General features: G+C 64.5%; 13 protein-coding genes and 1 pseudogene. 11 read left to right on the plus strand and 3 right to left on the minus strand.

Features of this window, described 5'->3' with window-relative positions:
* Positions 1-61 precede the first annotated feature (61 nt).
* The 6 genes from B3361_RS02055 to B3361_RS02080 all read left to right on the plus strand — a co-directional run bounded on the left by B3361_RS02055 (position 62) and on the right by B3361_RS02080 (position 9,017).
* Complete coding sequence (locus tag B3361_RS02055) at positions 62-1,492, plus strand: lytic transglycosylase domain-containing protein (protein WP_054904807.1); 1,431 nt, start codon at positions 62-64, stop codon at positions 1,490-1,492.
* A 158-nt stretch (positions 1,493-1,650) separates the two neighbouring features.
* Positions 1,651-3,480: an extracellular solute-binding protein gene (locus tag B3361_RS02060; protein ID WP_202981495.1), complete on the plus strand. Its 1,830-nt coding sequence runs from the start codon at positions 1,651-1,653 to the stop codon at positions 3,478-3,480.
* Positions 3,477-5,312 (plus strand): extracellular solute-binding protein, encoded by a 1,836-nt coding sequence (locus B3361_RS02065; RefSeq protein WP_286920052.1) that lies wholly within the window; start codon positions 3,477-3,479, stop codon positions 5,310-5,312. Before B3361_RS02060 ends, B3361_RS02065 begins: the two co-directional genes overlap by 4 nt.
* A 1-nt stretch (position 5,313) precedes the next feature.
* Positions 5,314-6,387, plus strand: a complete 1,074-nt coding sequence (locus tag B3361_RS02070) for a microcin C ABC transporter permease YejB (RefSeq protein WP_009686399.1) — start codon at positions 5,314-5,316, stop codon at positions 6,385-6,387.
* A 1-nt stretch (position 6,388) separates the two neighbouring features.
* The gene (locus B3361_RS02075) at positions 6,389-7,408 is read left to right on the plus strand and encodes an ABC transporter permease (RefSeq protein ID WP_054904809.1); all 1,020 of its coding nucleotides are present in this window, start codon (positions 6,389-6,391) and stop codon (positions 7,406-7,408) included.
* Position 7,409: 1 nt separating this feature from the next.
* Positions 7,410-9,017 (plus strand): ABC transporter ATP-binding protein, encoded by a 1,608-nt coding sequence (locus B3361_RS02080; protein ID WP_054904810.1) that lies wholly within the window; start codon positions 7,410-7,412, stop codon positions 9,015-9,017.
* A gap of 63 nt (positions 9,018-9,080) precedes the next feature.
* Here B3361_RS02080 and B3361_RS23970 read toward each other — a convergent pair whose 3' ends face one another.
* From B3361_RS23970 to B3361_RS02090, 3 genes and pseudogenes are all read right to left on the minus strand, one after another.
* Positions 9,081-9,584: a methyl-accepting chemotaxis protein gene (locus tag B3361_RS23970; RefSeq protein WP_256217082.1), complete on the minus strand. Its 504-nt coding sequence runs from the start codon at positions 9,582-9,584 to the stop codon at positions 9,081-9,083.
* 30 nt (positions 9,585-9,614) lie between these two features.
* A pseudogene (locus B3361_RS23975) lies at positions 9,615-10,190 on the minus strand (PAS domain-containing protein); the annotation flags it as partial.
* 37 nt (positions 10,191-10,227) lie between these two features.
* Complete coding sequence (locus tag B3361_RS02090; protein ID WP_054904812.1) at positions 10,228-12,009, minus strand: sensor domain-containing diguanylate cyclase; 1,782 nt, start codon at positions 12,007-12,009, stop codon at positions 10,228-10,230.
* A 315-nt stretch (positions 12,010-12,324) separates the two neighbouring features.
* On the opposite strand from B3361_RS02090, the gene B3361_RS02095 reads away from it, so the two are divergent.
* The 5 genes from B3361_RS02095 (at position 12,325) to B3361_RS02115 (ending at position 23,976) form a co-directional block, all read left to right on the plus strand.
* Positions 12,325-15,252 carry an aminotransferase gene (locus tag B3361_RS02095; protein ID WP_154211269.1) on the plus strand — a complete coding sequence of 976 codons (2,928 nt, stop codon included), beginning with the start codon at positions 12,325-12,327 and terminating at the stop codon, positions 15,250-15,252.
* A 558-nt stretch (positions 15,253-15,810) separates the two neighbouring features.
* Entirely contained in the window at positions 15,811-17,370 is a 1,560-nt protein-coding gene (gene glgA / locus B3361_RS02100) for a glycogen synthase GlgA (protein ID WP_054904814.1), read from the plus strand.
* 14 nt (positions 17,371-17,384) lie between these two features.
* Positions 17,385-19,127 carry a malto-oligosyltrehalose trehalohydrolase gene (gene treZ, locus B3361_RS02105; protein WP_054904815.1) on the plus strand — a complete coding sequence of 581 codons (1,743 nt, stop codon included), beginning with the start codon at positions 17,385-17,387 and terminating at the stop codon, positions 19,125-19,127.
* Positions 19,124-21,205, plus strand: a complete 2,082-nt coding sequence (malQ, locus tag B3361_RS02110; RefSeq protein WP_286920054.1) for a 4-alpha-glucanotransferase — start codon at positions 19,124-19,126, stop codon at positions 21,203-21,205. The genes treZ and malQ overlap by 4 nt, the downstream gene beginning before the upstream one ends.
* Entirely contained in the window at positions 21,202-23,976 is a 2,775-nt protein-coding gene (locus B3361_RS02115) for a malto-oligosyltrehalose synthase (RefSeq protein WP_054904817.1), read from the plus strand. Before malQ ends, B3361_RS02115 begins: the two co-directional genes overlap by 4 nt.
* Positions 23,977-23,979: the final 3 nt, after the last annotated feature.

Below are 23,979 nucleotides of genomic sequence, written 5' to 3' on the forward strand. Positions count from 1 at the left end.
CCCGGCCCGGAGCGGTTTCTAGAATCGCCGAAATTTTTTGCCCGGATACCTGTCTCAGCCGATGTCTTCCCGTAGCCGCAGAACCTCTCATTCAGTCGCCCTGACGCGCCTGGCCCAAATCAGTGCGCTGGCTCTGGCCGCCACTCTGGTGGGTTGCCAGAGCACCCGTCAGCTCGACGAATCCGATAGCGTTCGCGCGCACAACTACCAGGCGCGGATCAAGCACAAACCCGCGCCGCTGCTGGTCAAGCCGGCCGAGCAGGCGCCACAGGACGTGTGGGAGCGAATGCGCCAGGGCTTTGCCCTGCAGGACAGCATCGACGTCAACCCGCGCATCGAGCAACAGCGTTTGTGGTTCGCCAGCAACCCCACCTTCATCGAAAGCGCTGGCGAGCGCGGCAGCCTGTACCTGCACTACATCGTCGAGCGCCTCGAGGAGCGTGACATGCCCCTGGAGCTGGCGCTGCTGCCAGCCATCGAAAGCGCCTACAACCCGATGGCGTATTCGCGGGCCAGCGCCGCAGGCATGTGGCAGTTCATGCCGGCAACCGGTCGCCACTTCAACCTGCGCCAGACCAATTTCTATGACGGCCGCCGCGACATTACGGCCTCGACCAATGCTGCGCTGGACTACCTGACCCGCCTGCATGACATGTTCAACGGCGACTGGCTGCTGGCCCTGGCCGCCTACAACGCCGGCGAAGGCACGGTCAGCCGCGCCATCGAGCGCAACGAGAAGCTTGGCCTGCCGACCGACTACTGGAACCTGCCACTGCCGCAGGAAACCCGTGACTACGTACCCAAGTTGCTGGCGCTGTCGCAGGTGGTGTCCACGCCTGAAGCCTATGGCGTCAATCTCACCCCGATCGCCAACGAACCGTACTTCGAAGCAGTGGCGATCAACGAACGCTTGGACCTGACCCGGGTTGCCGCCTTCGCCAACATCGACGAGGACGAGCTGATCCAGCTCAACCCGGCTTTCAAGAAACGCATGACCGTCGATGGCCCGAAACAGCTGCTGGTGCCAACCGCCAAAGCACAGCTGCTCAGTGCCAGCCTGTCCAACCTCAACCCCGAGCAACTGGTCAGCCTGCAACCGCCAAAAGCCGCATTCGCCCGCGCCGTGGCCGAAGCCAAGGCACCGATGGCCACGCGTAGCTACCGGGTCAAGCGGGGTGACAACCTCGGTGCCATCGCCAAGGCCAACCGCGTATCGATCAAGGACATCAAGCGCTGGAACCGCCTGTCCGGCAACAACCTGCGCGCTGGCCAGGTCCTGGCCCTGCGCGGTGGCAACGCCCCGAGCGCCGCCGGCAATCGCGTAGCGGCGTCGGCGCAGCGCTCTACCCAGTACAAGGTGCGCAAGGGTGACTCGCTGTACCTGGTGGCCAAGCGCTTCAACGTGGAAATGAAGCACCTCAAGCGCTGGAACCCGCGCAGCGGTCATGCCCTCAAGCCCGGGCAGACCCTGACCGTCTACGTCGGGCATTGAAAGTCGCAAGCTGCAAGCTGCAAGAAAAAAGCAATTCGCGTACACCGCCGCTTTTTCTTGAAGCTTGAAGCTTGAAGCTTACCGCTCTCTTTTTCCCACCCCCCCAAGCTGTTACTGTACGCCGACAAAAGCCCAACGCCTCTGGATCGGATGCCGACTTGATACGTCCCCTCCTGCTGTCAATCAGCCTGGCCTTGAGCTTTCCCGCAGTCGCGATGGTGAGCGAAAGCCACGGATACGCGCAGTTCGGCACGCTCAAGTACCCAGCCACGTTCACCCACTTCGACTGGGTCAACCCGCAAGCGCCCAAAGGCGGCACGTTGCGGGCGATGGCCTTTGGCACCTTCGACACCCTCAACCCCTATACCTTCAAGGGGTCGAGCCCGGTTACCACGCCCAACTTCCAGCAGTACGGCATCAGCGAGCTCAACGAGCCGCTGATGGTCGGTACCGGCCAATACGACCCGTCCGGCGACGAGCCCACCTCCAGCTACGGCCTGATTGCCCGCTCGGTGGAATACAGCGAGGACCGTAGCTGGGTGGTGTTCAACCTGCGCCCGGAAGCCCGCTGGCATGACGGCAAGCCGATCACCTCGGCAGACGTGGCCTTCTCCTACCGCACGTTGCTCAAGGACGGCCACCCGATCTACCGCACCAACCTGCAGGAGGTGCAGCGGGTCGACATCCTCGGCCCGCTGCGCATCCGCTTCGTGTTCAAGCGCGCTGGCAACCCACTGCTCATCCTGCGCCTGGGCGAGATGCCAGTGCTGCCCAAGCACTACTGGCAGCACCGTGACTTCAAGGCCACTACCTTCGAGCCGCCATTGGGCAGTGGCCCGTACCGCATCACCGAGGTGCAGCCGGGGCGCCGGCTGGTGTTCGAGCGCGTCAAGCGTTACTGGGGCAAGGACCTGGCCGTCAACCGAGGCAAGTACAACTTCGATCGCGTGGAGTACGAATTCTACCGTGATGCCACCGTGGCCTTCGAAGCGTTCAAGGCCGGTGAATTCGACATCTATATCGAACACCAGGCGAAAAACTGGGCCAACGGCTACAACTTCCCGGCCGTGCGCCGTGGCGAGGTGATCAAGACGCAGATCCCGCACCGCATCCCCACGCAAACCCAGGGCCTGTTCATGAACAGCCGCCGGGCGACCTTCAGCGACCCGCGGGTACGCCAGGCACTGGGGCTGATGCTCGACTTCGAGTGGACCAACCGCGCCCTGTTCAGCAACGCCTACCGGCGCTCGACCAGCTACTACCCCAACAGTGAGTTCGCCGCCAGTGGTGTGCCCACCGGCAAGGAATGGCTGCTGCTGGCCCCATTCCGTGACCAGTTACCCGCCAAACTGTTCAGCGAACCGTACCAGGTCAGCCACACCGCCGGCCGTGGCGTCAGCCGCGAAACCTTGCGCCAGGCACTGGCCCTGCTCGCCGAGGCGGGGTGGAAGCTGAACGGCCAGCGCCTGGTCGACAGCAAAGGCCAGCAGTTGCGCATGGAGCTGTTGCTGGTAAACCCCAACCTTGAACGCATCCTGCAACCTTATGTCGAAAATCTGTCCAGCATCGGTATCGATGCGCGCTTGCGCACCGTGGACCGTGCCCAGTACAAACAACGCCTGGACCAGTTCGATTTCGACATGATTCTGATGACCCTCAATCAGACCCTGAGCCCCGGCCTGGAGCAGTGGTTGTACTTCCATTCGAGCCAGGCTGGCACCAAGGGCAGCAAGAACTATGCAGGGGTCAAGGACCCGGTGGTCGACCACCTGCTCGACACCCTGTTGGCCGCACGCACCCGCGACGACCAGGTGGCTGCCGCCCGCGCCCTGGACCGCGTCCTCTCATGGCAGTACTACATGATCCCCAACTGGTACCTGGACAACCATCGCCTGGCCTACCGCAACCGGTTCGCCTTCGTCACCACACCGCCCTATACCCTTGGGCTGAACAGCTGGTGGATAAAGACTTCGGAGAAAGCCCAATGATGCCAACGCACCGCTTGCGCCGGCTGGCTGGCAGCTTGTTGCTCGCCTGCCTGAGCCTTCCCGCCCTGGCCGCACCGCAACATGCCCTCACCCTGTACGACGAGCCGCCCAAATACCCTGCCGACTTCAAGCACTTCGACTACGTGAACCCCGAGGCGCCCAAGGGTGGCACCTTCCGCCAGTCCAGTTTCGGCGGGTTCGACAGCCTCAACCCGTTCATCAACAAGGGCGTGCCGGCCGAAAACATCAGCATCATCTACGACACCCTGATGCGCCAGAGCCAGGACGAACCCTTCACCGAATATGGCCTGGTCGCCGGCAAGATCGAGAAAGCCCCGGACAACAGCTGGGTGCGCTTCTACCTGCGCCCCGAAGCACGTTTCCACGATGGCCACCCCATGCGTGCCGATGACGTGGTGTTTACCTTCAACGCCCTGATCAAGGATGGTGCGCCGCTGTATCGTCAGTACTATGCCGACGTCGCCGAGGTGGTCGCCGAAGACCCGTTGAAAGTGCTGTTCAAGTTCAAGCACCGGAACAACCGTGAGCTGCCGCTGATCCTCGGCCAGTTGCCGGTGCTGCCCAAGCACTGGTACGAAAACCGCGACTTCAACCGCGGCAACCTGGAAATTCCACTGGGCAGCGGCCCGTACAAGGTGGCCGAGGTCAAGGCCGGGCGCTCAGTACGCTACGAGCGGGTCAAGGACTACTGGGCCAAGGACCTGCCGATCAACCGTGGGTTCTACAACTTCGATGTCATGACCTTCGACGCCTACCGTGACACTACCGTAGCCCTGCAAGCGCTCAAGGCCGGGGCGTTCGACTATGGCCTGGAAGTCAGCGCGAAAAACTGGGCCACCGCCTACGACGTGCCCGCCGTGCGCGAAGGCCGGCTGATCAAGGAAGAGCTGCCCAACGGCAACCCCACTGGCATGCAGGGCTTCATTTTCAACATCCGCCGGCCGGTATTCCAGGATGTGCGCGTACGCCACGCCTTGAGCCTGCTGCTGGACTATGAATGGACCAACAAGCAACTGTTCAACGGTGCCTACACCCGTACCGGCAGTTACTTCGAAAACTCGGAAATGGCCGCCCGTGGCTTGCCCAGCGCCAGCGAACTGAAGATCCTCGAGCCGCTGCGCGGCAAAGTACCCGACCAGGTGTTCACCGAGGCCTTCCACAACCCGGTCAGCGACGGCAGCGGCATGATCCGCGAGCAGCAGCGCCAGGCCTACAAGCTGCTGCAGGAGGCCGGCTGGAAAATCGTCGACGACAAGATGGTCGATGCCCAGGGCAAACCGGTAAGCATCGAGTTCCTGCTGGCGCAGACCGAGTTCGAACGCATCCTGCTGCCGTTCAAGCGCAACCTGGCTGACCTGGGTATCGAGCTGAACATCCGCCGGGTCGATGTCTCACAGTATATCACCCGCCTGCGCTCACGCGATTTCGACATGATCGTCGGCGGCTATCCGCAGTCCAACTCGCCCGGCAACGAGCAGCGCGAATTCTGGTCCAGTGCCGCCGCCGACAACCCCGGCAGCCGCAACTTCATCGGCCTGCGCGACCCGGCCATCGACCAGCTGGTCGACCAGCTGATCAATGCCGACTCGCGCCAAAGCCTGATCGACCATTGCCGCGCCCTCGACCGGGTATTGCTGTGGGGCTATTACGTGATCCCCAACTGGCACATCAAGACCTGGCGGGTCGCCTACTGGAACCACATCGGGCACCCGAAAGTGTCGCCCAAGTACGACATCGGCATCGACACCTGGTGGATCAAGCCCGAGGTAAGCCCGGCCGTCAGCGCAGCCCCTGCGGACGAGGCCAACTGAGATGCTGGCCTACATCCTGCGCCGCCTGCTGCTGATCATCCCGACCCTGTTCGGCATCCTCATCATCAACTTCATCATCGTCCAGGCTGCCCCCGGTGGCCCGGTCGAGCAGATGATCGCCAAGCTCGAAGGCTTCGAGGGCGCCACCAGCCGCATTGCCGGTGGCGGTGCCGAGGTGTCCGTGGCCGGCTCCAACTACCGTGGCGCCCAAGGCCTGGACCCGGCGCTGATCGCCGAAATCGAGCGCATGTACGGGTTCGACAAATCGCCGCCCGAACGCCTGTGGATCATGATCAAGAACTACGCCCGACTGGATTTCGGCGACAGCTTCTTCCGCGATGCCAAGGTCATCGACCTGATCATCGAAAAGATGCCGGTGTCGATCTCGCTGGGGCTGTGGAGCACCCTGATCATGTACCTGGTGTCGATCCCGCTGGGCATCGCCAAGGCGGTACGCCATGGCAGCCACTTCGACGTGTGGACCAGTTCGGCGATCATCGTCGGCTATGCGATCCCCGCCTTCCTGTTCGCCATCCTGCTGATCGTGCTGTTCGCCGGCGGCAGCTACTTCGACTGGTTCCCGCTGCGCGGCCTCACCTCCAACAACTTCGACGAGCTGAGCACCACCGGCAAGGTGCTGGACTACTTCTGGCACCTGGTGCTGCCAATCACCGCGCTGGTCATCGGCAACTTCGCAACCATGACCCTGCTGACCAAGAACAGCTTCCTCGACGAAATCAACAAACAATACGTGGTGACCGCCAAGGCCAAAGGCCTGAGCCGGCCGCGGGTGCTGTATGGCCATGTGTTCCGCAACGCCATGCTGCTGGTGATTGCCGGCTTCCCTTCGGCGTTCATCGGTATCTTCTTCACCGGCTCCCTGCTGATCGAGGTGATCTTCAGCCTCGACGGCCTGGGCCTGATGAGCTTCGAGGCGGCCATCAACCGCGACTACCCGGTGGTCTTCGGCACCCTGTTCATCTTCACCCTGCTGGGGCTGGTGGTGAAACTGATCGGCGACCTGACCTACACCCTGGTCGATCCACGCATCGACTTTGCCAGCCGGGAGCACTGAAATGGCCTTGTCCCCCCTCAACCGACGGCGCTTCGAGCGCTTCAAGGCCAACCGCCGTGGCTGGTGGTCGCTGTGGTTGTTCCTGATCCTGTTCGGCCTCAGCCTGGGTGCCGAACTGATCGCCAACGACAAACCGATTGCCGTGCGCTACGACAACCAGTGGTACTTCCCCGCCTTCAAGCGCTACCCGGAAACCACGTTCGGCGGCGAGTTCCCGCTGGAAGCCAACTACAAGAGCCCCTACATCCGCGAGCTGCTGGCCAAGAAAGACAGCTTCGTGCTGTGGGCGCCGATCCCGTTCAGCTACCAGAGCATCAACTACGACCTGCGTGTTCCGGCCCCGGCACCGCCCTCGGCGGACAACTGGCTAGGCACCGACGACCAAGGCCGCGACGTGCTGGCGCGGGTGATCTACGGCTTCCGCATATCGGTGCTGTTCGCCCTGACCCTGACCGTGGCCAGCTCCATCATCGGCGTCCTCGCGGGTGCCTTGCAGGGGTTTTATGGCGGTTGGGTCGACCTGGCCGGGCAACGCTTTCTGGAAATCTGGTCGGGGCTGCCGGTGCTGTACCTGCTGATCATTCTTGCCAGTTTCGTGCAGCCGAACTTCTGGTGGCTGCTGGGCATCATGCTGCTGTTTTCCTGGATGAGCCTGGTCGACGTGGTGCGCGCCGAGTTCCTGCGCGGCCGCAACCTGGAGTACGTGCGTGCCGCCCGAGCCCTGGGCATGCGCAACGGCGCAATCATGTACCGGCACATCCTGCCCAACGCCATGATCTCGACCATGACCTTCATGCCGTTCATTCTCACCGGCGCCATCGGTACCCTCACGGCCCTGGACTTCCTCGGCTTCGGCCTGCCCGCCGGTTCGCCCTCGCTGGGCGAGCTGGTGGCCCAGGGCAAGTCCAACCTGCAGGCACCCTGGCTGGGCATCAGCGCCTTTGCGGTGCTGGCGCTGATGCTGAGCCTGCTGGTATTCATCGGCGAATCCGCCCGCGACGCCTTCGACCCGAGGAAGTGACATGAGTGAACAGAACCTGATCGAAGTGCGCGACCTGGTCGTCGAGTTTGTAACCGGCGACCAAGTCAACCGGGTGGTCGATGGCATCAGTTTCGACATCCGCAAAGGCGAGACGCTGGCACTGGTCGGTGAAAGCGGCTCGGGCAAGTCGGTGACTGCGCACTCGATCCTGCGCCTGCTGCCCTACCCCTTGGCCCAGCACCCCCGCGGCAGCATCCGCCATGAAGGCAAGGACTTGCTGCAGCAGAACGAAAAAACCCTGCAGCGCATTCGCGGCAACCGCATTGCGATGATCTTCCAGGAGCCGATGACGTCGCTGAACCCGCTGCACTGCATCGAAAAGCAGATCAATGAAATCCTTCTGCTGCACAAGGGCCTGACCGGCAAGCAAGCCACTGCGCGCACCCTGGAGCTGCTGGAAATGGTCGGCATCCCGGAGCCGCGCAAACGCCTCAAGGCCCTGCCCCACGAGCTGTCCGGCGGGCAACGCCAGCGGGTGATGATCGCCATGGCCCTGGCCAACGAGCCGGAACTGCTGATTGCCGACGAACCGACCACGGCGCTGGATGTGACCGTGCAGCTGAAAATTCTCGACCTGCTCAAGGAACTGCAGGCACGCCTGGGCATGGCGCTGCTGCTGATCAGCCATGACCTGAACCTGGTGCGGCGCATTGCCCACCGCGTGTGCGTGATGCAGCGCGGGCAGATTGTCGAGCAGGCGGACTGCGCGGCCCTGTTCAGCGCGCCGCAACACCCCTACACGCAGATGCTGATCAATGCCGAGCCCAGCGGGCTGCCGGCGCACAACCCGGTAGGTGCGCCGCTGCTGCAAGTCGATGAGCTCAAGGTCTGGTTCCCGATCAAGAAAGGCCTGCTGCGGCGTACTGTCGACCATGTCAAGGCGGTGAACGGGGTCAACTTCAGTTTGCCGCAGGGGCAAACGCTGGGCATCGTCGGGGAGTCCGGGTCGGGCAAGTCGACATTGGGCCTGGCGATCCTGCGGCTGATTGCCAGCCAGGGGGGTATCCGCTTCCACGGGCAAGACCTGCAGGGGATGAACCAGAAAGCTGTGCGCCCGTTACGGCGCGAGATGCAGGTGGTGTTCCAGGACCCCTTCGGCAGCCTCAGCCCGCGCATGTGCGTGGCAGACATCGTTGGGGAGGGCTTGCGCATTCACGGTATCGGCAATGCCCAGGAGCGGGAGGCGGCCATCATTGCGGCGCTGGAGGAGGTAGGGCTCGACCCGGGCACCCGGCACCGCTACCCGCATGAGTTTTCGGGTGGGCAGCGCCAGCGCATTGCCATCGCCCGGGCGCTGGTGCTCAAGCCGGCGCTGATTCTGCTGGATGAGCCAACCTCGGCGCTGGACCGCACGGTGCAGCGCCAGGTGGTCGAGTTGCTGCGTAATCTGCAGCAAAAATACAACCTCACTTACCTGTTCATCAGCCATGACCTGGCGGTGGTTAGGGCACTGAGCCATCAGTTGATGGTGATCAAGCATGGGCAGGTGGTTGAACAGGGGGATGCGCAGGCAATCTTTCATGCACCGCAACATCCGTATACCCGGCAGCTACTGGAGGCGGCGTTTCTGGAGGTGGAGCCTTCGTGAAGCCGCGCCCGGGCAGTTTGCTGGGGTGATGCGAGCCTGGGCGGCGCGTTGCCCGCTGCCTGGCTACAGGTCTTCGCTCACCCGGCCAACGGCCGCCACCACTTGCCTGGCACCGACCTGAATACCGCCTATGGCCGTACTCGCCTGGGTAACGAAATCCACCGCATTGGCCGCTTCCTGGCGGCTGCGCTCGACCTCGCTGACCGCCTGGTTGGCCAGCAGATGATTGTGCGCGACCACCGCATCGATCTCGGCCGTGGCGGTGCTGGTGCGCCCCGCCAGCTTGCGCACTTCATCGGCCACCACGGCGAAGCCCCGCCCCTGGTCGCCGGCGCGCGCAGCTTCGATCGCGGCATTCAGGGCCAGCAGGTTTGTCTGCGACGCAATGGCCCCAATGGTCTGCACGATCGTACTGATGACCGTCGACTGCTGGCCCAGGGCAGCAATGGTATCGCCGGCGCAGTGTAATTGGCTCGCCACGTTCTGCATGGCCTGCTGCATGCCCTGCATCACCGTGACACCATCGCTGGCACTGGCGTCCGTGCGCCGGGAAATATCCAGCGCCATGTTGGCCGCCTGCCTTACCGCCTGTTCACGCTCGACCTGGGCGGTCACCACCGTGGCGAACTTGACCACTTTCACCAACTTGCCACTGGCATCATGGACCGGGTTGTAGCTGGCCTCCAGCCAGATCTCGCGCCCTTGGCTGTCAATACGCCGGAATCGCCCGGTCACGTACCGGCCAGCATTGAGCGTGCGCCAGAACGCCGTGTACTCGGCACTGGCGGTTTCCTTGGCATCACAGAAAATTCGATGGTGCTGGCCGATCAGTTGCTCCAGGCGGTAGCCCATGGCGGCGAGAAACATCGGGTTGGCAGCTTGCACCCTGCCGTCCAGGCCAAACTGGATCATCGCCGTGGAACGCAGCAAGGCCTCGAGCAACGCCTGGCTTTCCAGCCCAGGCGCGGCCAGCCACTGTTGCAGGGGCATGCCCACGACATCGCCCGGCGCGGCGCCGAGTGCCTGGGCCAAACCCGCGGTGCACTCCGCGATACGGTTCTGCCCGTCCAGGCGCAGCATGGCACCCTGCTCGAGTTCGGCCAGCCGCTGACGCAGTTGCACGAGCTCGGCCTGTTGCGCTGCCAAGGCAGTTTTAAGGTGGCGATTAAACATCAATAAGACCTGCGATGTTATGCATCATGATGGGAAGTCAGACAACAGACACTTTCTGTTGAGTGTCGTGAAACCACTCCTTGAAAACGGCTGCAGGCATCGGTCTGGCGATGAAATAGCCCTGCGCTTCAACACAGCCCCAGGCGCAGGCCTGGACCAACTGTTCGGCGGTTTCGATCCCTTCGGCGGCCACTTGATAACCGAGTTCGTTGGCCAGCCCTACCACCGACTGCACCAACAATGCTTCACGCGTGCCCGAGGCGGCACGGTGCACCAGCGACCTGTCGAGCTTGACGATGCTGGCGGGGATTTGCGTCAGGTAAACCCAGTTGCTGTAGCCCGTGCCGAAGTCATCGATGGCAATGGCGATGCCTGCCTGGTGCGCACGCAGCAGTTGCTGCAGCACTTCTTCGGGCTGTTCAATCAAGACACTCTCGGTGAATTCGAGCTGTACCCGCTGCGGCTCGATGGCCTGGGCCTGCAAGTTGTGCAGCAGTGCATCCATGAACCCTGCGCTTTCCAGATCGCGCGCGGTGACGTTGAAGCTGAGACTGAAATCCAGGTCCCGGGTACAAGCCAGCACCCGCAAGGCTGCGCGCATCACCCAAAGGCTGAGGCTGGCCATGAGCGCCGTTTTTTCAGCCAAAGGGATGAACTCCGCCGGGGCGACATCGCCCAGTAGCGGGTGGCGCCAGCGCAGCAAGGCTTCGGCAGAACCGCATCGGCCCGAAGGCAGCTCAATCCGCGGTTGCAGGTGCAGGCTCAGTTCACCGTCGCTCTGCAGGGCCTGGGACAACGAGGCCAGCAACAGGAACGCCCGGCGTTGCGCAGCGTCCACTTCCGGCTCGTACCACGCATGCCGGCCAGGCGTGCGCCGCGCGGTATCCGCTGCCGCGACTGCCCGGCGCATCCATTCCAGGCCGTCGCGGTCTTCGCTTTGCTGGGTGATGGGGGCAATGCCGATACCGGCGTCCAGCAACACCGGAATCTGGTGGCACTGCGCAGGCGCTTGCAGGGCGTCGACAATCCGCTCGCACAAAGGCTGTACGTCGGCGGCGTCTTCCAGCAGCACACCGAAGCGGGTCGGGCTGATCTTGTACAACGACAAGCCGTTATCCAGCTGGCTGGCGATGCGCGCCTTGGCCTGCAGCGTCAGGTCGTGGGCAAAGTTGTAACCCAGGCCGCGGATGAGATCGCTGAGGGCCTCGGCGGCCATGATGTCCACCGCCAACAGGGTCAGCGACTTACCCCGGTCCAGGCCCGCCACCACATCACATTCGAGCTTCAGGCGGTTGAACAGGCCGGTGGCCTGGTCGTGAAAATTGTTGCGGCGCATGCCGGCGATGATGTGCATGGCCATTTCGCTGAAGGACGTCAGCATCGACCGTTGCGCCTCATCCAGGGCGGGCCGTGGTGCAGTATCGATGATGCAGAAGCTGCCGATGGCCACCTGGCTGTCTACCAGCAGCGGGGCCCCGCAGTAATAGCGAATGCCAGGCTCACCCGTGACCAGAGGGTTGTCGGCAAAGCGCGGGTCCAGGGCAGCGTCCAGCACTTCCAGTGGCTGTGCCTGGAGAATGGTGTGGGCACAGAATGAAACATCCCGGGGGGTGGCATCAGCGGCCAGCCCGGCCTTGGCCATGAACCATTGCTCACACTCCCCTACGATCGAAACCAGGCAGATCGGCATGCAAAAGTAGCGGCGGGCCATCTCGACCAGCGCAGTCAGTTCGCTGCTCTGCGGCTGATGCAGTACGCACCATTCGGCGATCTTCGCCAAACGGTCGGGTTCATTGGGCGGAACGGGGGCAACTTTCATGGCATCTCACCTGTCCCACGCGGACCCAAGCATAGAGTAATAGCACTACGCTACATCAATACTTGTACAGAGAGAAATTTTTGTACAACTTTTCGCATTAAATTTCGACAGACGGTGATGCAACATCACCTGCCTAGTAAGAGATCGGCCCACGAAGGAAGTTCACCAACCCCCGGTTTCACGGGCACACACGTACCGTTTCAGTGATTAACAGCCACTGCACCAGTCATCAGAAAATCTGATGACGATCGTCTTTAGTCATCAGCCAGGTAGGGCATAAAGTCGCTCCGTCCACCCGCCTCAACGGTAGAGCCCATGTCCAGTCACCCCCAAACTGCCTCCCCTGCCCTCCACGCGCTGGTCCAGCGTTCCAGCTTGCCAGGCCCTGTGCTCAGCGCCCCCCAGGCGCAAGGCCTGCTGCAGGCCCACTACGGCCTCACCGGTGAGTTGTCGGCCTTGGGCAGCCAGCAGGACCTGAACCTGCGCGTGGTCGCGCCGCAAGGCAGCTTCGTGCTCAAGGCATGCCATGGCAGCTACGCCCAGGTCGAACTGGAGGCCCAGCATGCGGCCCTCGCCTACCTGCGCGAGCATGGCCTGCCCGTGCCAGGCGTGCGCCCGGCACTCAGTGGCGAAGCCTTGCTGGCCCTGGACGTCGCAGACCAGCCATTACGGGTACGCCTGCTGGAATACATCGAGGGGCAACCGCTGACGCGCCTTGCCCACCTCCCGGCGCAACTGATGGCCGAACTGGGCGGGCTTTGCGCAAAGCTTGATCGGGCCTTGGCCGGTTTCGACCACCCTGGCCTCGAGCGCCCCCTGCAATGGGACCCCAAGCATGCGCAAACGCTGATAGAGCACCTGCTCCCTGTGCTGCACGATGCCGACCAGCGCCGCCGCATCACACAGGCCACCGCGGTCGCTGCCCACCACCTGGCACCCCTGATCGGCAGCCTGCCAAGCCAAGCCGTGCACCTGGACATCACCGACGACAACACCGTGTGGGCGCGCGACGACCAGCGCCAATGGCAATTGCGAGGGCTGATCGACTTCGGCGACCTGCTACGTACCTGGCGCATCGCTGACCTGTCGGTAACCTGTGCGGCGCTGCTGCACCACGCCGAAGGCGACCCGCTGCGGATCCTCCCGGCGATCCGCGCCTACCAGGCCCACAACCCACTCACCGAGGCAGAGCTACGGGCCTTGTGGCCACTGGTGCTGAACCGCGCCGCAGTACTGGTGCTGAGCAGCGCACAGCAGTTGGCGGTGGACCCAGGCAACCAGTACACCCGCGACAATGTCGCCCATGAGTGGGAAATTTTCGATACCGCCACCGCCGTACCCTTCGCCCTGATGCAGGCAGCGATCCTGCGGGCTGCGGGGTTGCCGGTCGCCACGCCAGACATGAGCGGCTGCGCGCCGCTGCTTCCCGAACTGCAAGGGCAGGCGGTGCACCGGCTCGACCTCGGCGTGCTCAGTGCGCACTATGAGGCGGGCAACTGGGAGCAACCTGGCTTCGACCAGCACCTGCTCACCCGGCAACCTGCCCCGGCCTGCACCCTGTACGGGCAGTATCGCCTGTCGCAAACCCATATCGACCGCGCCGCAGAACCGACCACTTGCGCACTCGGCGTTGAACTGCATGTGCCGCACGCAAGCCTGCTCCAGGCACCGGCGGCCGGCACCTGGCAGCGCCATGGCGATGCTGGCGGTTGCCTGCGTACTGCGCACTGGGCCCTGTGGCTACAGGGGCTGCAGGATGCGCCAGCCGATGGCCAGGCCGTGGCCCAGGGCCAGGCGCTGGGCCGTAGTTGCGGCGTGCTTCGCGTGCAAGTGTGCCTGGGCACCGACACCCAGCCACCGTTCTTCGCCAGCCCTTCCCATGCCGATGCCTGGCTGGCCCTGTGCCCTTCCCCCGCGCCGCTGCTGGGCCTGGACTGCGATGCCGAGCCACTGCCTGACCCACAGGCCCTGTTGGCGCGTCGCGACGCCAGCTTCGCGCGCTCGCAGAAACACTACTACGCGCAGCCACCCCACATCGAACGTGGCTGGCGCAATTACCTGTTCGACATGCAAGGCCGCGCTTACCTCGACATGCTCAACAACGTTGCGGTACTGGGCCATGGCCACCCGCGCATGGTCGCCGAGTCGGCGCGGCAGTGGTCGTTGCTCAATACCAACTCGCGCTTTCACTACGCAGCCGTCACCGAGTTCTCCGAGCGTTTGCTGAAGCTGGTACCCGAAGGCTTCGACCGGGTATTCATGGTCAACAGCGGTACCGAAGCCAACGACCTGGCGATACGGCTGGCCTGGGCCTACAGCGGCGGGCGCGACCTGCTCAGCGTGCTGGAGGCCTACCACGGCTGGTCGGTGGCCACCGATGCCATCTCCACGTCGATCGCCGACAACCCGCAGGCGTTGCACACCCGCCCGGACTGGGTGCACCCGGTCGAGGCGCCGAATACCTTCCGCGGCCGCTACCGTGGCGCCGACAGCGCAGCAGACTACCTGCGCGATGTCGACACCGAGCTGGCCGACCTCGATGCCCGTGGCCGACAGCTGGCCGGCATCATCTGCGAACCGGTGTACGGCAATGCCGGTGGCATCGCGCTGCCAGCGGGGTACCTGCGCGAGGCCTATGCCAAGGTCCGGGCCAGGGGCGGCGTGTGCATCGCCGACGAGGTCCAGGTCGGTTATGGCCGCCTGGGTGAATACTTCTGGGGCTTCGAGCAGCAAGGCGTGGTGCCCGACATCATCACCATGGCCAAGGGCATGGGTAACGGCCAGCCGCTGGGGGTGGTCATTACCCGCCGCGACATTGCCGAAGCACTGGAGGCCGAGGGTTATTTCTTCTCGTCTGCCGGTGGCAGCCCGGTCAGTTGCCGCATTGGCATGGCAGTACTGGACGTGATGCAGGAAGAAGGCCTGTGGGACAACGCCCGCGACACCGGGCGCTATTTCAAGGCGCGCCTGCAGGCGCTGGTCGACAGGCACCCGCTGGCCGGCGCCGCGCATGGCTCGGGCTTCTACCTGGGCCTGGAACTGGTGCGTGACCGCGAAACACTGGAGCCCGCGACGCAGGAAACCCAGCTGCTCTGCGACAGGCTGCGGGAATTGGGCATCTTCATGCAACCCACAGGGGATCACCTGAACATTCTCAAGATTAAGCCGCCAATGTGCACCAGCCGGGCCAGCGTGGATTACTTCGTCGACAGCATCGACCGGGTGCTGGGTGAAGGGCTGTAGCGGCTCACCTTCTGCCAGATCGAGCGCCGCGCGAGCGGCGCTTCGCGGATAAACCCCGCGCCCAACCACGGCCCTTTTTCGGGCGAGCACAAGCGCACCAACATGGCGCATGCCCTCCATCGCGCCACAAAAAGGCGCGGCATCAGCACGCAATTACCCTCCCCGCTTCATGCTTGTTCACATCCACTCACAAACGCCAACGTTTGCGTCTAGCCCGCATGCTCTCAAATGTGACCAGTGGGTCACCTTTTCTGCCTTTTCTCTCCTACACTCGGTTTTCGGCCCGCGATTTGCTCAATGGAAGAGTGACGAAAATAAGTCGAACTTTACGAAACGCGGGCAGGTCAGGAACTAAGTAGGCCAAACGCAACGGGATCCCCCAGCCTCGGCCACCACCCCTACCCGCTCAAACGCCTTCGGCCGGAACGCCGAGCGCGCGGTGCCTGTGCGCACGACCATGGGGCATGGAAAGCAGTACGTATTCAGCAAGCAGAGAGAACTAGCACGAAACAACGCCACGGGTGCCAGCACCCGGCAAGCATAGGGACGGAGAGAAGTATGATCAGTGCCGCTGTCGAGCCACACGTAAACACGTTCATCACCGAGAAGCGCGAACCGCTCACCCCGGATTTCGCCACGACAGCCAAGGCACCCGGCGCCCAGCGCCAGCACAACCCCAACAAGCGCAAGATTCTGTTCGTGACCTCGGAAATCGCCGATCTGGTCAAGACGGGCGGCCTGGGTGACGTGTCTGCAGCCCTGCCGCGCGCCCTGGCGCACCTGCACGATGTTCGGGTATTGATCCCGGGCTACCCACAGGTGGTCGAAAGCGACAACCCGATCCATATCGTCGGCGAACTGGGCGGCCACGCAGCCCTGCCGCCATGCAAGATCGGCCGCATGGACATGCCCGACGGCCTGGTCATCTATGTGCTCATCTGCCCCGAACTGTACCAACGCGACGGCACCCCCTACGGCGCCAACAACGGTCGCGACTGGCCAGACAACCACATCCGTTTCGCTCGCCTGGGCCTGGCCGCGGCGGAAATCGCAGCCGGCGAAGGCATGATCCACTGGAAGCCCGAAGTGGTGCATGCGCATGACTGGCCGGCCGGCCTGGCGCCAGCCTACATGCACTGGCGCGGCCTCAACACGCCAACCCTGTTCACCATCCACAACCTGGCCTACCAAGGTGTGTACAGCCGTGGTTGCAGCCCCGAACTGGCCATCCCGGAACACGCCATGCAGCAGGAAGGCATGGAGTTCTACGGCAAGCTGTCGTTCCTCAAGGCCGGCCTTGCCTACTCCAGCCACATCACCACGGTCAGCGCCACCTATGCCCGGGAAATCACCACCCCGGAATTCGGCTGCGGCCTGGATGGCTTCCTCGCCAGCAAAGCCCAGCAAGGCCTGCTTGGCGGCATACCCAACGGTATCGACGAAAGCTGGGACTCGGCCACCGACAAGCACCTGCAGCACAACTTCAGCATCAATGACTGGGAAGGCAAGGCACGCAATACCCACGAAGTACGCCAACTGTTCGGCCTGGACGACTCCGACGGCCCACTGTTCGCAGTGGTTTCGCGCCTGGTTTACCAGAAAGGCCTGGACCTGACCTTGGGCGTGGCCGACTACATCGTCGAACAAGGCGGGCAGATCGCGATCATCGGCCGTGGCGAGCCGGAGGAAGAACAGGCCATGCGCGAACTGGCGCTGCGCCACCCAGGCCGTATCGGGGTACGCATCGGCTTCAACGAAACCGACGCCCGGCGCATGTTCGCCGGCAGTGATTTCCTGCTGATGCCCTCGCGCTACGAGCCCTGCGGGCTCAGCCAGATGTATGCCCAGCGCTTTGGCTCGCTGCCAGTGGCGCGCAATACCGGCGGCCTGGCCGACACCATCGAGTGCGGGGTCACGGGCTTCCTGTTCAACGAGTCGACCGTCGACAGCTACCGCGAAGCGCTTGGCCGCGCCTTCTACGTTTATGGCAAGAAGGACCTGCTCAACGCCATGCGCTGCCTGTCGATGACCCAGCCGTTCAACTGGTGCCAGGCGGTGGAACCCTACGCCCGGCTGTACGAAGACCTGGTCAAGCAAGCACAACTGAGCCACTACTGAGCGAGGGCTGTAAGATGCACAGGCATGGCGCACACTTGCTGGACGCCACGTCGGCGCGCTTCGCCCTATGGGCACCCGATGCGCGCAGCGTGAGCGTGGAACTGGAGCAGCAGCCGGCTATCGCCCTGCAGCCCGATGAAGACGGTTGGTTCAGCGGCGTGGCGCCCTGCCGGGCCGGCGACCGTTACCAATTTCGAATTGATGATGAACTGCAGGTGGCCGACCCGGCGTCGCGCTACCAGCCTACTGGCGTGCACGGCCCCAGCCAGGTGGTGGATGTGGCCAGCTACCCCTGGCAGCACCCGTGGCTAGGCCGCCCCTGGCACGAGGCGGTCATTCAAGAGCTGCACGTAGGCCTGCTCGATGGTTACCAGGGCGTAGCCCGGCAACTGCCGAAGCTTGCCGCGCTGGGTATCAGCGCAATAGAGCTGATGCCCCTGGGGCAGTTCCCGGGCGAGCGCAACTGGGGCTACGACGGTGTATTGCCCTACGCCCCGCAGCACACCTACGGCAGCCCCGAGCAACTGTGCGCGTTGGTCGACCAGGCCCATGGTGAAAAGCTGATGGTGCTGGTGGACGTGGTGTACAACCACTTCGGTCCTGACGGCAATTACCTGCACCAGTATGCCAGCCCGTTCTTCCGGGAAGACCGGCAGACGCCCTGGGGCGCGGCCATCGACTTCCGCCGCCCGCAGGTGCGCGAATACTTTATCCAGAACGCACTGATGTGGCTGTGCGACTACCGCTGCGACGGCCTGCGCCTGGATGCCGTACATGCCATCGACCAACCCGATTTTCTGGTGGAACTGGCCGAGCGCGTGCGTGCCGCAGTGGAGCCCGGGCGCCACGTGTGGCTGGTGCTGGAGAACGAACACAACCAGGCCACCCTGTTGCAACAGGGCTTCGACGCGCAGTGGAACGATGACGGCCACAACGCCCTGCATGTGCTGCTCACCGGCGAAACCGAAGGCTATTATGCCGACTACAAGGACCGCCCCATCGACCAGCTGGCACGCTGCCTGGCCGAAGGCTTCGTGTTCCAGGGCCAGGCCAACCGCCACGGTACGCCGCGCGGCGAACCCAGTGCGCATCTGCCACCCAGTGCCTTCGTACTGTTCTTGCAGAACCACGATCAGGTGGGCAACCGCGCCCTGGGCGAGCGCCTGACCCGCCTGTGCCCACCGCCGGCGCTGCGCGCTGCCACCACCTTGCTGCTGATGGCACCGATGATCCCCCTGCTGTTCATGGGTGACGAAGAAGGCAGTTGCCAGCCCTTCCTGTTCTTTACCGACTTCCACGACGAACTGGCCGATGCAGTGCGCGAAGGCCGCCGTGGCGAGTTCGCCCATTTCAAGGCCTTCGCTGACCCCGAGCAGCGCGAGCACATCCCCGACCCCAACGCCGAAAAGACCTATGCCGCATCGCGCCCTTACAGCAAGCAGGTGCTGGCCGGCTGGCATGGCCTGTATCAGCAGTTGCTCGACCTGCGCCGCCACCATGTGATCCCGCACCTGCCTGGCAGCTGTGCGCTGGGCGCCGAGGTGCACGGTGACAAGGCAGTCACCGCACGCTGGCAGCTGGGCAATGGCAACACCTTGCGCATCGACCTGAACCTGGCCGACAGCCCGCAGCCGGTCGAGCTGCCGCCACCGCCCTTGCGGTTGTTCGACAGCGGCGATGCTCGCCACCCCGACAGCCAACTGGCGGCGTACAGCTGCGTGGTCAGCCTGCTTCCCCCTGCCCAGGAGCGCCCATGAGCGAAACCGCCCTGCACCGCTTGGCGCACCGCGTCGGGCTTAGCCGCGACTGGATCGACGCCAATGACCGCCCTCAGCGCGTGAGCGACCACGTGCTGCGCAACCTGCTCGAAAGCCTGGGCCACCCGGCCGGCGACGATGCGGCAATCGCCGCAAGCCTGCAGGCCTTGGAGACCGCTGACGACAGTGAGCACCTACCGCCCTTGTTGACGGCGGACCAGGGCCAGCCGCTGGACCTGTCACGCTATTTCAGCGCGGCCAGCGTCGCCCGTTGCACCCTCGAGGACAGCGCCACGCGTGTGCTGGAACTTGACCGGCAGGCCCGCCTGCCCGGTGAACTGCCTGTCGGCTACCACCAGGTCGAAATCGACAGCCGCCGTTTCACGGTGGCCGTAGCGCCGCCCCGTTGCCATAGCCTTGAAGACAGCCTTGAGCACAGCGCGCAGCAAACACCCGCGCGCTGCTGGGGGCTGGCGGTTCAGCTGTACAGCCTGCGCCGCCCTGGCGACGGCGGTTATGGCGACTGCCTGGCCCTTGAACAACTGGCCCGCTCGGCCGCAGAGCGCGGCGCCGATGCCTTGGCCATCAGCCCGATTCATGCCCTGTCGGCCATCGACCAGGAACATTACAGCCCTTACTCGCCCTCCAGCCGCCTGCTGCTCAATACCTTGTACGCCAGCCCCGCCGCCCTGCTGGGTGAACGGGAAGTGCGCATGGCCATCGAAGCCTGCGGCCTGGAGCAACAGCTGGAAGAACTGCAGCAGCGCCCACTGGTTGACTGGCCACGTGCCGCCAGCGCCCAGCTGCGTGTGCTGGAGGCGCTGTACCAGGGGTTCAGCCAAGGCAGCCACCCGCTGCGCGAGGACTTCGACAGTTTCCGCAAAGCCGCCGGGGAAGCGCTGGAGCATCATTGCCGCTTCGAAGTGCTGCAGGCCCATGCCGTGGAGCATGGCCTGGGCGCCGACTGGCGGCACTGGCCCACGCCCTGGCAAGACCCCTGTCACCCGCAAGTCCAGGCCATCGCCGAGGCCTACCCGGCCAAGGTGGAGTTCCACGCGTTCTGCCAATGGCTCACCGAGCGAGGCCTGCAACGCGCCCACGAGGCCGCCCGCGGCAACGGCATGAGGGTGGGCCTGATCGCCGACCTGGCAGTTGGCGCCGACGGTGCCGGCAGCCAGGCCTGGAGCCGCCAGGACGAATTGCTGTCGGGCCTGAATGTGGGCGCACCGCCCGACATTCTCAACCGGGCCGGACAAAACTGGGCCATTTGCGCCTTTTCGCCCGAAGGCCTCAAGCGCAACGGCTACCGCGCGTTCATCGAAATGTTGCGGGCCAACCTGGCGCATGCCGGCGGCCTGCGCATCGACCACGTCATGGGCCTGCGCCGGCTGTGGCTGATACCGCAAGGCGCCGAGCCCAGCGAAGGTGCCTACCTCAACTACCCGCTGGAGGACCTACTGCGGCTGCTGGCGCTGGAATCGCACCGCCACCAGGCCATCATCCTTGGCGAAGACCTGGGCACGGTGCCCGCCGGCCTGCGCGAAGCCCTGGCCGAGAAAGCCGTGCTGGGCATGCGCGTGCTGCCTTTCGAGCAGCGCCAGCCTGGGCAGTTCACGCCGATACTCGACTGGCCCGACAACGCCCTGGCCACTACCGGTACACACGACTTGGCGCCCCTGGCCGGCTGGCTGAAAAACCGCGATATCGACTGGAGCCACCGCTTGCAACTCATTGACGCTGCCACCGAACTGCACTGGCGCCACGACCGCCAGAAACAACACGACGGCCTGCGCCGCACCTTGCAAGCCAACTATGGCGTGCTCAACGACGATGACGCCGTGATCGATGCCGCCATCCGCTACGTGGGCCATACCCGGGCGCCACTGGTGCTGGTACCGCTGGAAGACCTGTTGGGCTGCGACGAGCAACCCAACCTGCCAGGCACCACCACCGGCCACCCCAACTGGCGCCGGCGCTTCGCCCGCCCGGTGCATGAACTGCTCAATGACGACGATGCCGCGCGGCGCCTGGAGCTGCTTGCCCAAGCCCGCGAACAAGCCTGGGAGCGTGACCGATGAAGCCCTTGAGCGCCACCTTGCGCCTGCAGTTCCACAGTGACTTCACCCTCGACCACGCCGTGTCGCTGGTGCCCTACTTCGCCCAACTGGGCATCAGCCACCTGTATGCCTCACCCATCCTCAAGGCCCGTGCCGGTTCACGCCACGGCTACGACGTGGTCGACCCGACCCAGGTCAACCCCGAGCTGGGCGGCGAGGCGGCGTTGCAGCGCCTGGTAGCGGCCTTGCGCCAGCATGGCATGGGGCTGATCCTCGACACCGTGTCCAACCACATGGCCGTAGGCGGCGCGGACAACCCGTGGTGGCAATGCCTGCTGGCCTGGGGCCGGCGTAGCCCGTACGCAGAATTCTTCGACATCCAGTGGCATTCCAGCGATCCGCTGTTGGCCGGGCAATTGCTGTTGCCGTTCCTGGGCAACGACTATGGCGTGTGCTTGAAAAACGGCGAACTCCCGCTGGAGTTCGACAAGGACCGGGGCGTGCTGCAAGTTGCCCACTACCAGCACCGTTTCCCGATTTGCCCGATCGACTACGGCTGGATCCTGGCCCTGAGCCCGGACCCCGCCCTGCAGGCCCTGGCAGAGCATTTCACGGCGCTGGGCGAAGCGGCCACGCCATTGGCTGACGCCCTGCCCCTGCAGGCCGAACTGGCGCGCCTGGTGCAGCAGGGTGCCGACCTCGAATCGGCCCTGGTGGCGTTCGACAGCCGTGCCGAAAGCGGCTTCAAGCGCCTGCACCTGCTGCTGGAGCGCCAGACTTACCGGCTGGCCAGCTGGCGCACCGCCGCCGACGACATCAACTGGCGGCGCTTCTTCGACATCAACGAACTGGGTGGCCTGCGGGTCGAGCGCGCGGTGGTGTTCGAGGCGACCCACGCCAAGCTCTTCGAGCTGATCGAACGCGGCCTGGTGGACGGCCTGCGCATTGACCATATCGACGGCCTGGCCGACCCGCGCGGCTATTGCCGCAAGCTGCGCCGGCGCGTCGACGGCCTGCTGGCCAGTCGGCCGCTGAACGCCGCGGTCGAACACTTCCCGATCTACGTGGAAAAGATTCTCGGCAGCGGCGAACACCTGCACCTCGACTGGCACACCGACGGCACCACTGGCTACGAGTTCATGAACCAGGTATCGCTGCTGCAGCACGACCCGGCCGGCGAAGCACCGCTGACCGAGTTGTGGGCCAACGTCAGCGAGCGCCCGGCCTTTGCTGAAGAAGTGCGCCAGGCGCGCCACCTGGTGCTCAATGCCAGCCTGGCAGGCGACTGCGAGTCGGTAGCCCAGGCGCTGTTGCAGGTCGCCCGCAACGACCTGATGACCCGCGACCTGACCTTGGGCGCCATCCGCCGTGCCCTGCAGGCGCTGGTGGCGCACTATCCGGTGTACCGCACCTACTTCAATGCTTGCGGGCGCCCGGCTGAAGACGAAGTGTTTTTCCAGCAAGCCCTGACCAATGCCCGCCAGGACCTGGCCGAAGCCGACTGGCCGTTGCTCGACCAACTGGAACAGTGGCTGGGTGGCCAAGGCTGGCGGCAATTGCCGCCTGGGCGCGCGCGCAAGCAGTTGCGCCATGCCTGCGTGCGCTTCCAGCAACTGACCGCACCCAGTGCCGCCAAGGCGGTGGAGGACACGGCCTTCTACCGCAGCGCGCGGCTGCTGTCGCGCAACGATGTGGGCTTCGAGGCCGAGCGCTTCAGTGCCCCGCTGGCACACTTCCATAACGAAGCGCAACGGCGCCTGCGCGACTTCCCCGACAACCTGCTGGCCACCGCCACCCATGACCACAAGCGTGGCGAAGACACACGCGCCCGCCTGGCCGTGCTCAGCGAGCGGGGGCCGTGGCTGGCCAGCCGCGTGGAGCACTGGCGCGAGCTGGCGGCGCCGCTGCGTGCGCCGCTGGAGGACGGCCTGGCGCCCAGCCCCGGCGACGAGCTGATGCTGTTGCAGACGCTGCTCGGCAGTTGGCCGCTGGACCTTGACCTGCACGACGCCAACGCCTTGCGCCAATACGCCGAACGCGTGCGCCAGTGGCAGCAGAAGGCCCTGCGCGAGGCCAAGCTGCGCAGCAGCTGGAACGCACCGAACGAAGCCTACGAGGCGGCCTGTGCCCGATACCTGGACGGTTTGCTGCTGGGCAGTGAAAACCAGCAGTTGCGCCAATCGGTGGCCGATGCCGCACAACTGCTCGCCTGCCCCGGCGCCCTCAATGGCCTGGTGCAAGCCCTGCTGCGCATGACCACCCCGGGCGTGCCCGACCTGTACCAGGGCAACGAGTACTGGGACCTGAGCCTGGTCGACCCGGACAACCGCCGCGCCGTGGACTACGCTTTGCGGCGTGCCACCCTGGAAAGCGCCACCCCCGTGGCCGAGCTGCTGTCGCACTGGCGCGACGGCCGCCTCAAGCAGGCCTTGGTCGCCCGTGTGCTGGACTGCCGCCAGGCACATGCCGAGCTGTTCCGCCGCGGTGCCTACCTGCCGCTGACGGTACAGGGCCGGCATGCCGACAAGGTCGTCGCCTTCGCCCGGCTGGGTGAAGGCGAACGCGCCATCGTCGTGGCCCCGCGCCTGGCCAGCAGCCTGCTCGGCAGCGCGCCAACACCGTTGATCCCGGCACAGAACTGGGACGACACCCGGCTGGTTTTACCGTTTGCCGTATCACCTGCCAATTCGACGGGACTTTTCCCATGCGCGGCGGTCAGCTCATCAAGGGAGCTGATGTTGAGCGCCGTGCTGGCGGAGTTTCCGGTCAACCTGTTGATCCAACAATCTTGAGCA

The organism is Pseudomonas sp. UBA6699 (assembly GCF_002454615.1).
Lineage (GTDB): Bacteria > Pseudomonadota > Gammaproteobacteria > Pseudomonadales > Pseudomonadaceae > Aquipseudomonas > Aquipseudomonas juntendi.

Coding starts and splice junctions, on each gene's coding strand:
- B3361_RS02115 (WP_054904817.1), top strand. CDS start 21,202: ATGAAGCCCTTGAGCGCCACCTTGCGCCTGCAGTTCCACAGTGACTTC.
- B3361_RS02055 (WP_054904807.1), top strand. CDS start 62: ATGTCTTCCCGTAGCCGCAGAACCTCTCATTCAGTCGCCCTGACGCGC.
- glgA (WP_054904814.1), top strand. CDS start 15,811: ATGATCAGTGCCGCTGTCGAGCCACACGTAAACACGTTCATCACCGAG.
- B3361_RS02070 (WP_009686399.1), top strand. CDS start 5,314: ATGCTGGCCTACATCCTGCGCCGCCTGCTGCTGATCATCCCGACCCTG.
- B3361_RS23970 (WP_256217082.1), bottom strand. CDS start 9,584: ATGGCGCTGGATATTTCCCGGCGCACGGACGCCAGTGCCAGCGATGGT.
- B3361_RS02095 (WP_154211269.1), top strand. CDS start 12,325: ATGTCCAGTCACCCCCAAACTGCCTCCCCTGCCCTCCACGCGCTGGTC.
- B3361_RS02080 (WP_054904810.1), top strand. CDS start 7,410: ATGAGTGAACAGAACCTGATCGAAGTGCGCGACCTGGTCGTCGAGTTT.
- B3361_RS02075 (WP_054904809.1), top strand. CDS start 6,389: ATGGCCTTGTCCCCCCTCAACCGACGGCGCTTCGAGCGCTTCAAGGCC.
- B3361_RS02065 (WP_286920052.1), top strand. CDS start 3,477: ATGATGCCAACGCACCGCTTGCGCCGGCTGGCTGGCAGCTTGTTGCTC.
- malQ (WP_286920054.1), top strand. CDS start 19,124: ATGAGCGAAACCGCCCTGCACCGCTTGGCGCACCGCGTCGGGCTTAGC.
- B3361_RS02090 (WP_054904812.1), bottom strand. CDS start 12,009: ATGAAAGTTGCCCCCGTTCCGCCCAATGAACCCGACCGTTTGGCGAAG.
- treZ (WP_054904815.1), top strand. CDS start 17,385: ATGCACAGGCATGGCGCACACTTGCTGGACGCCACGTCGGCGCGCTTC.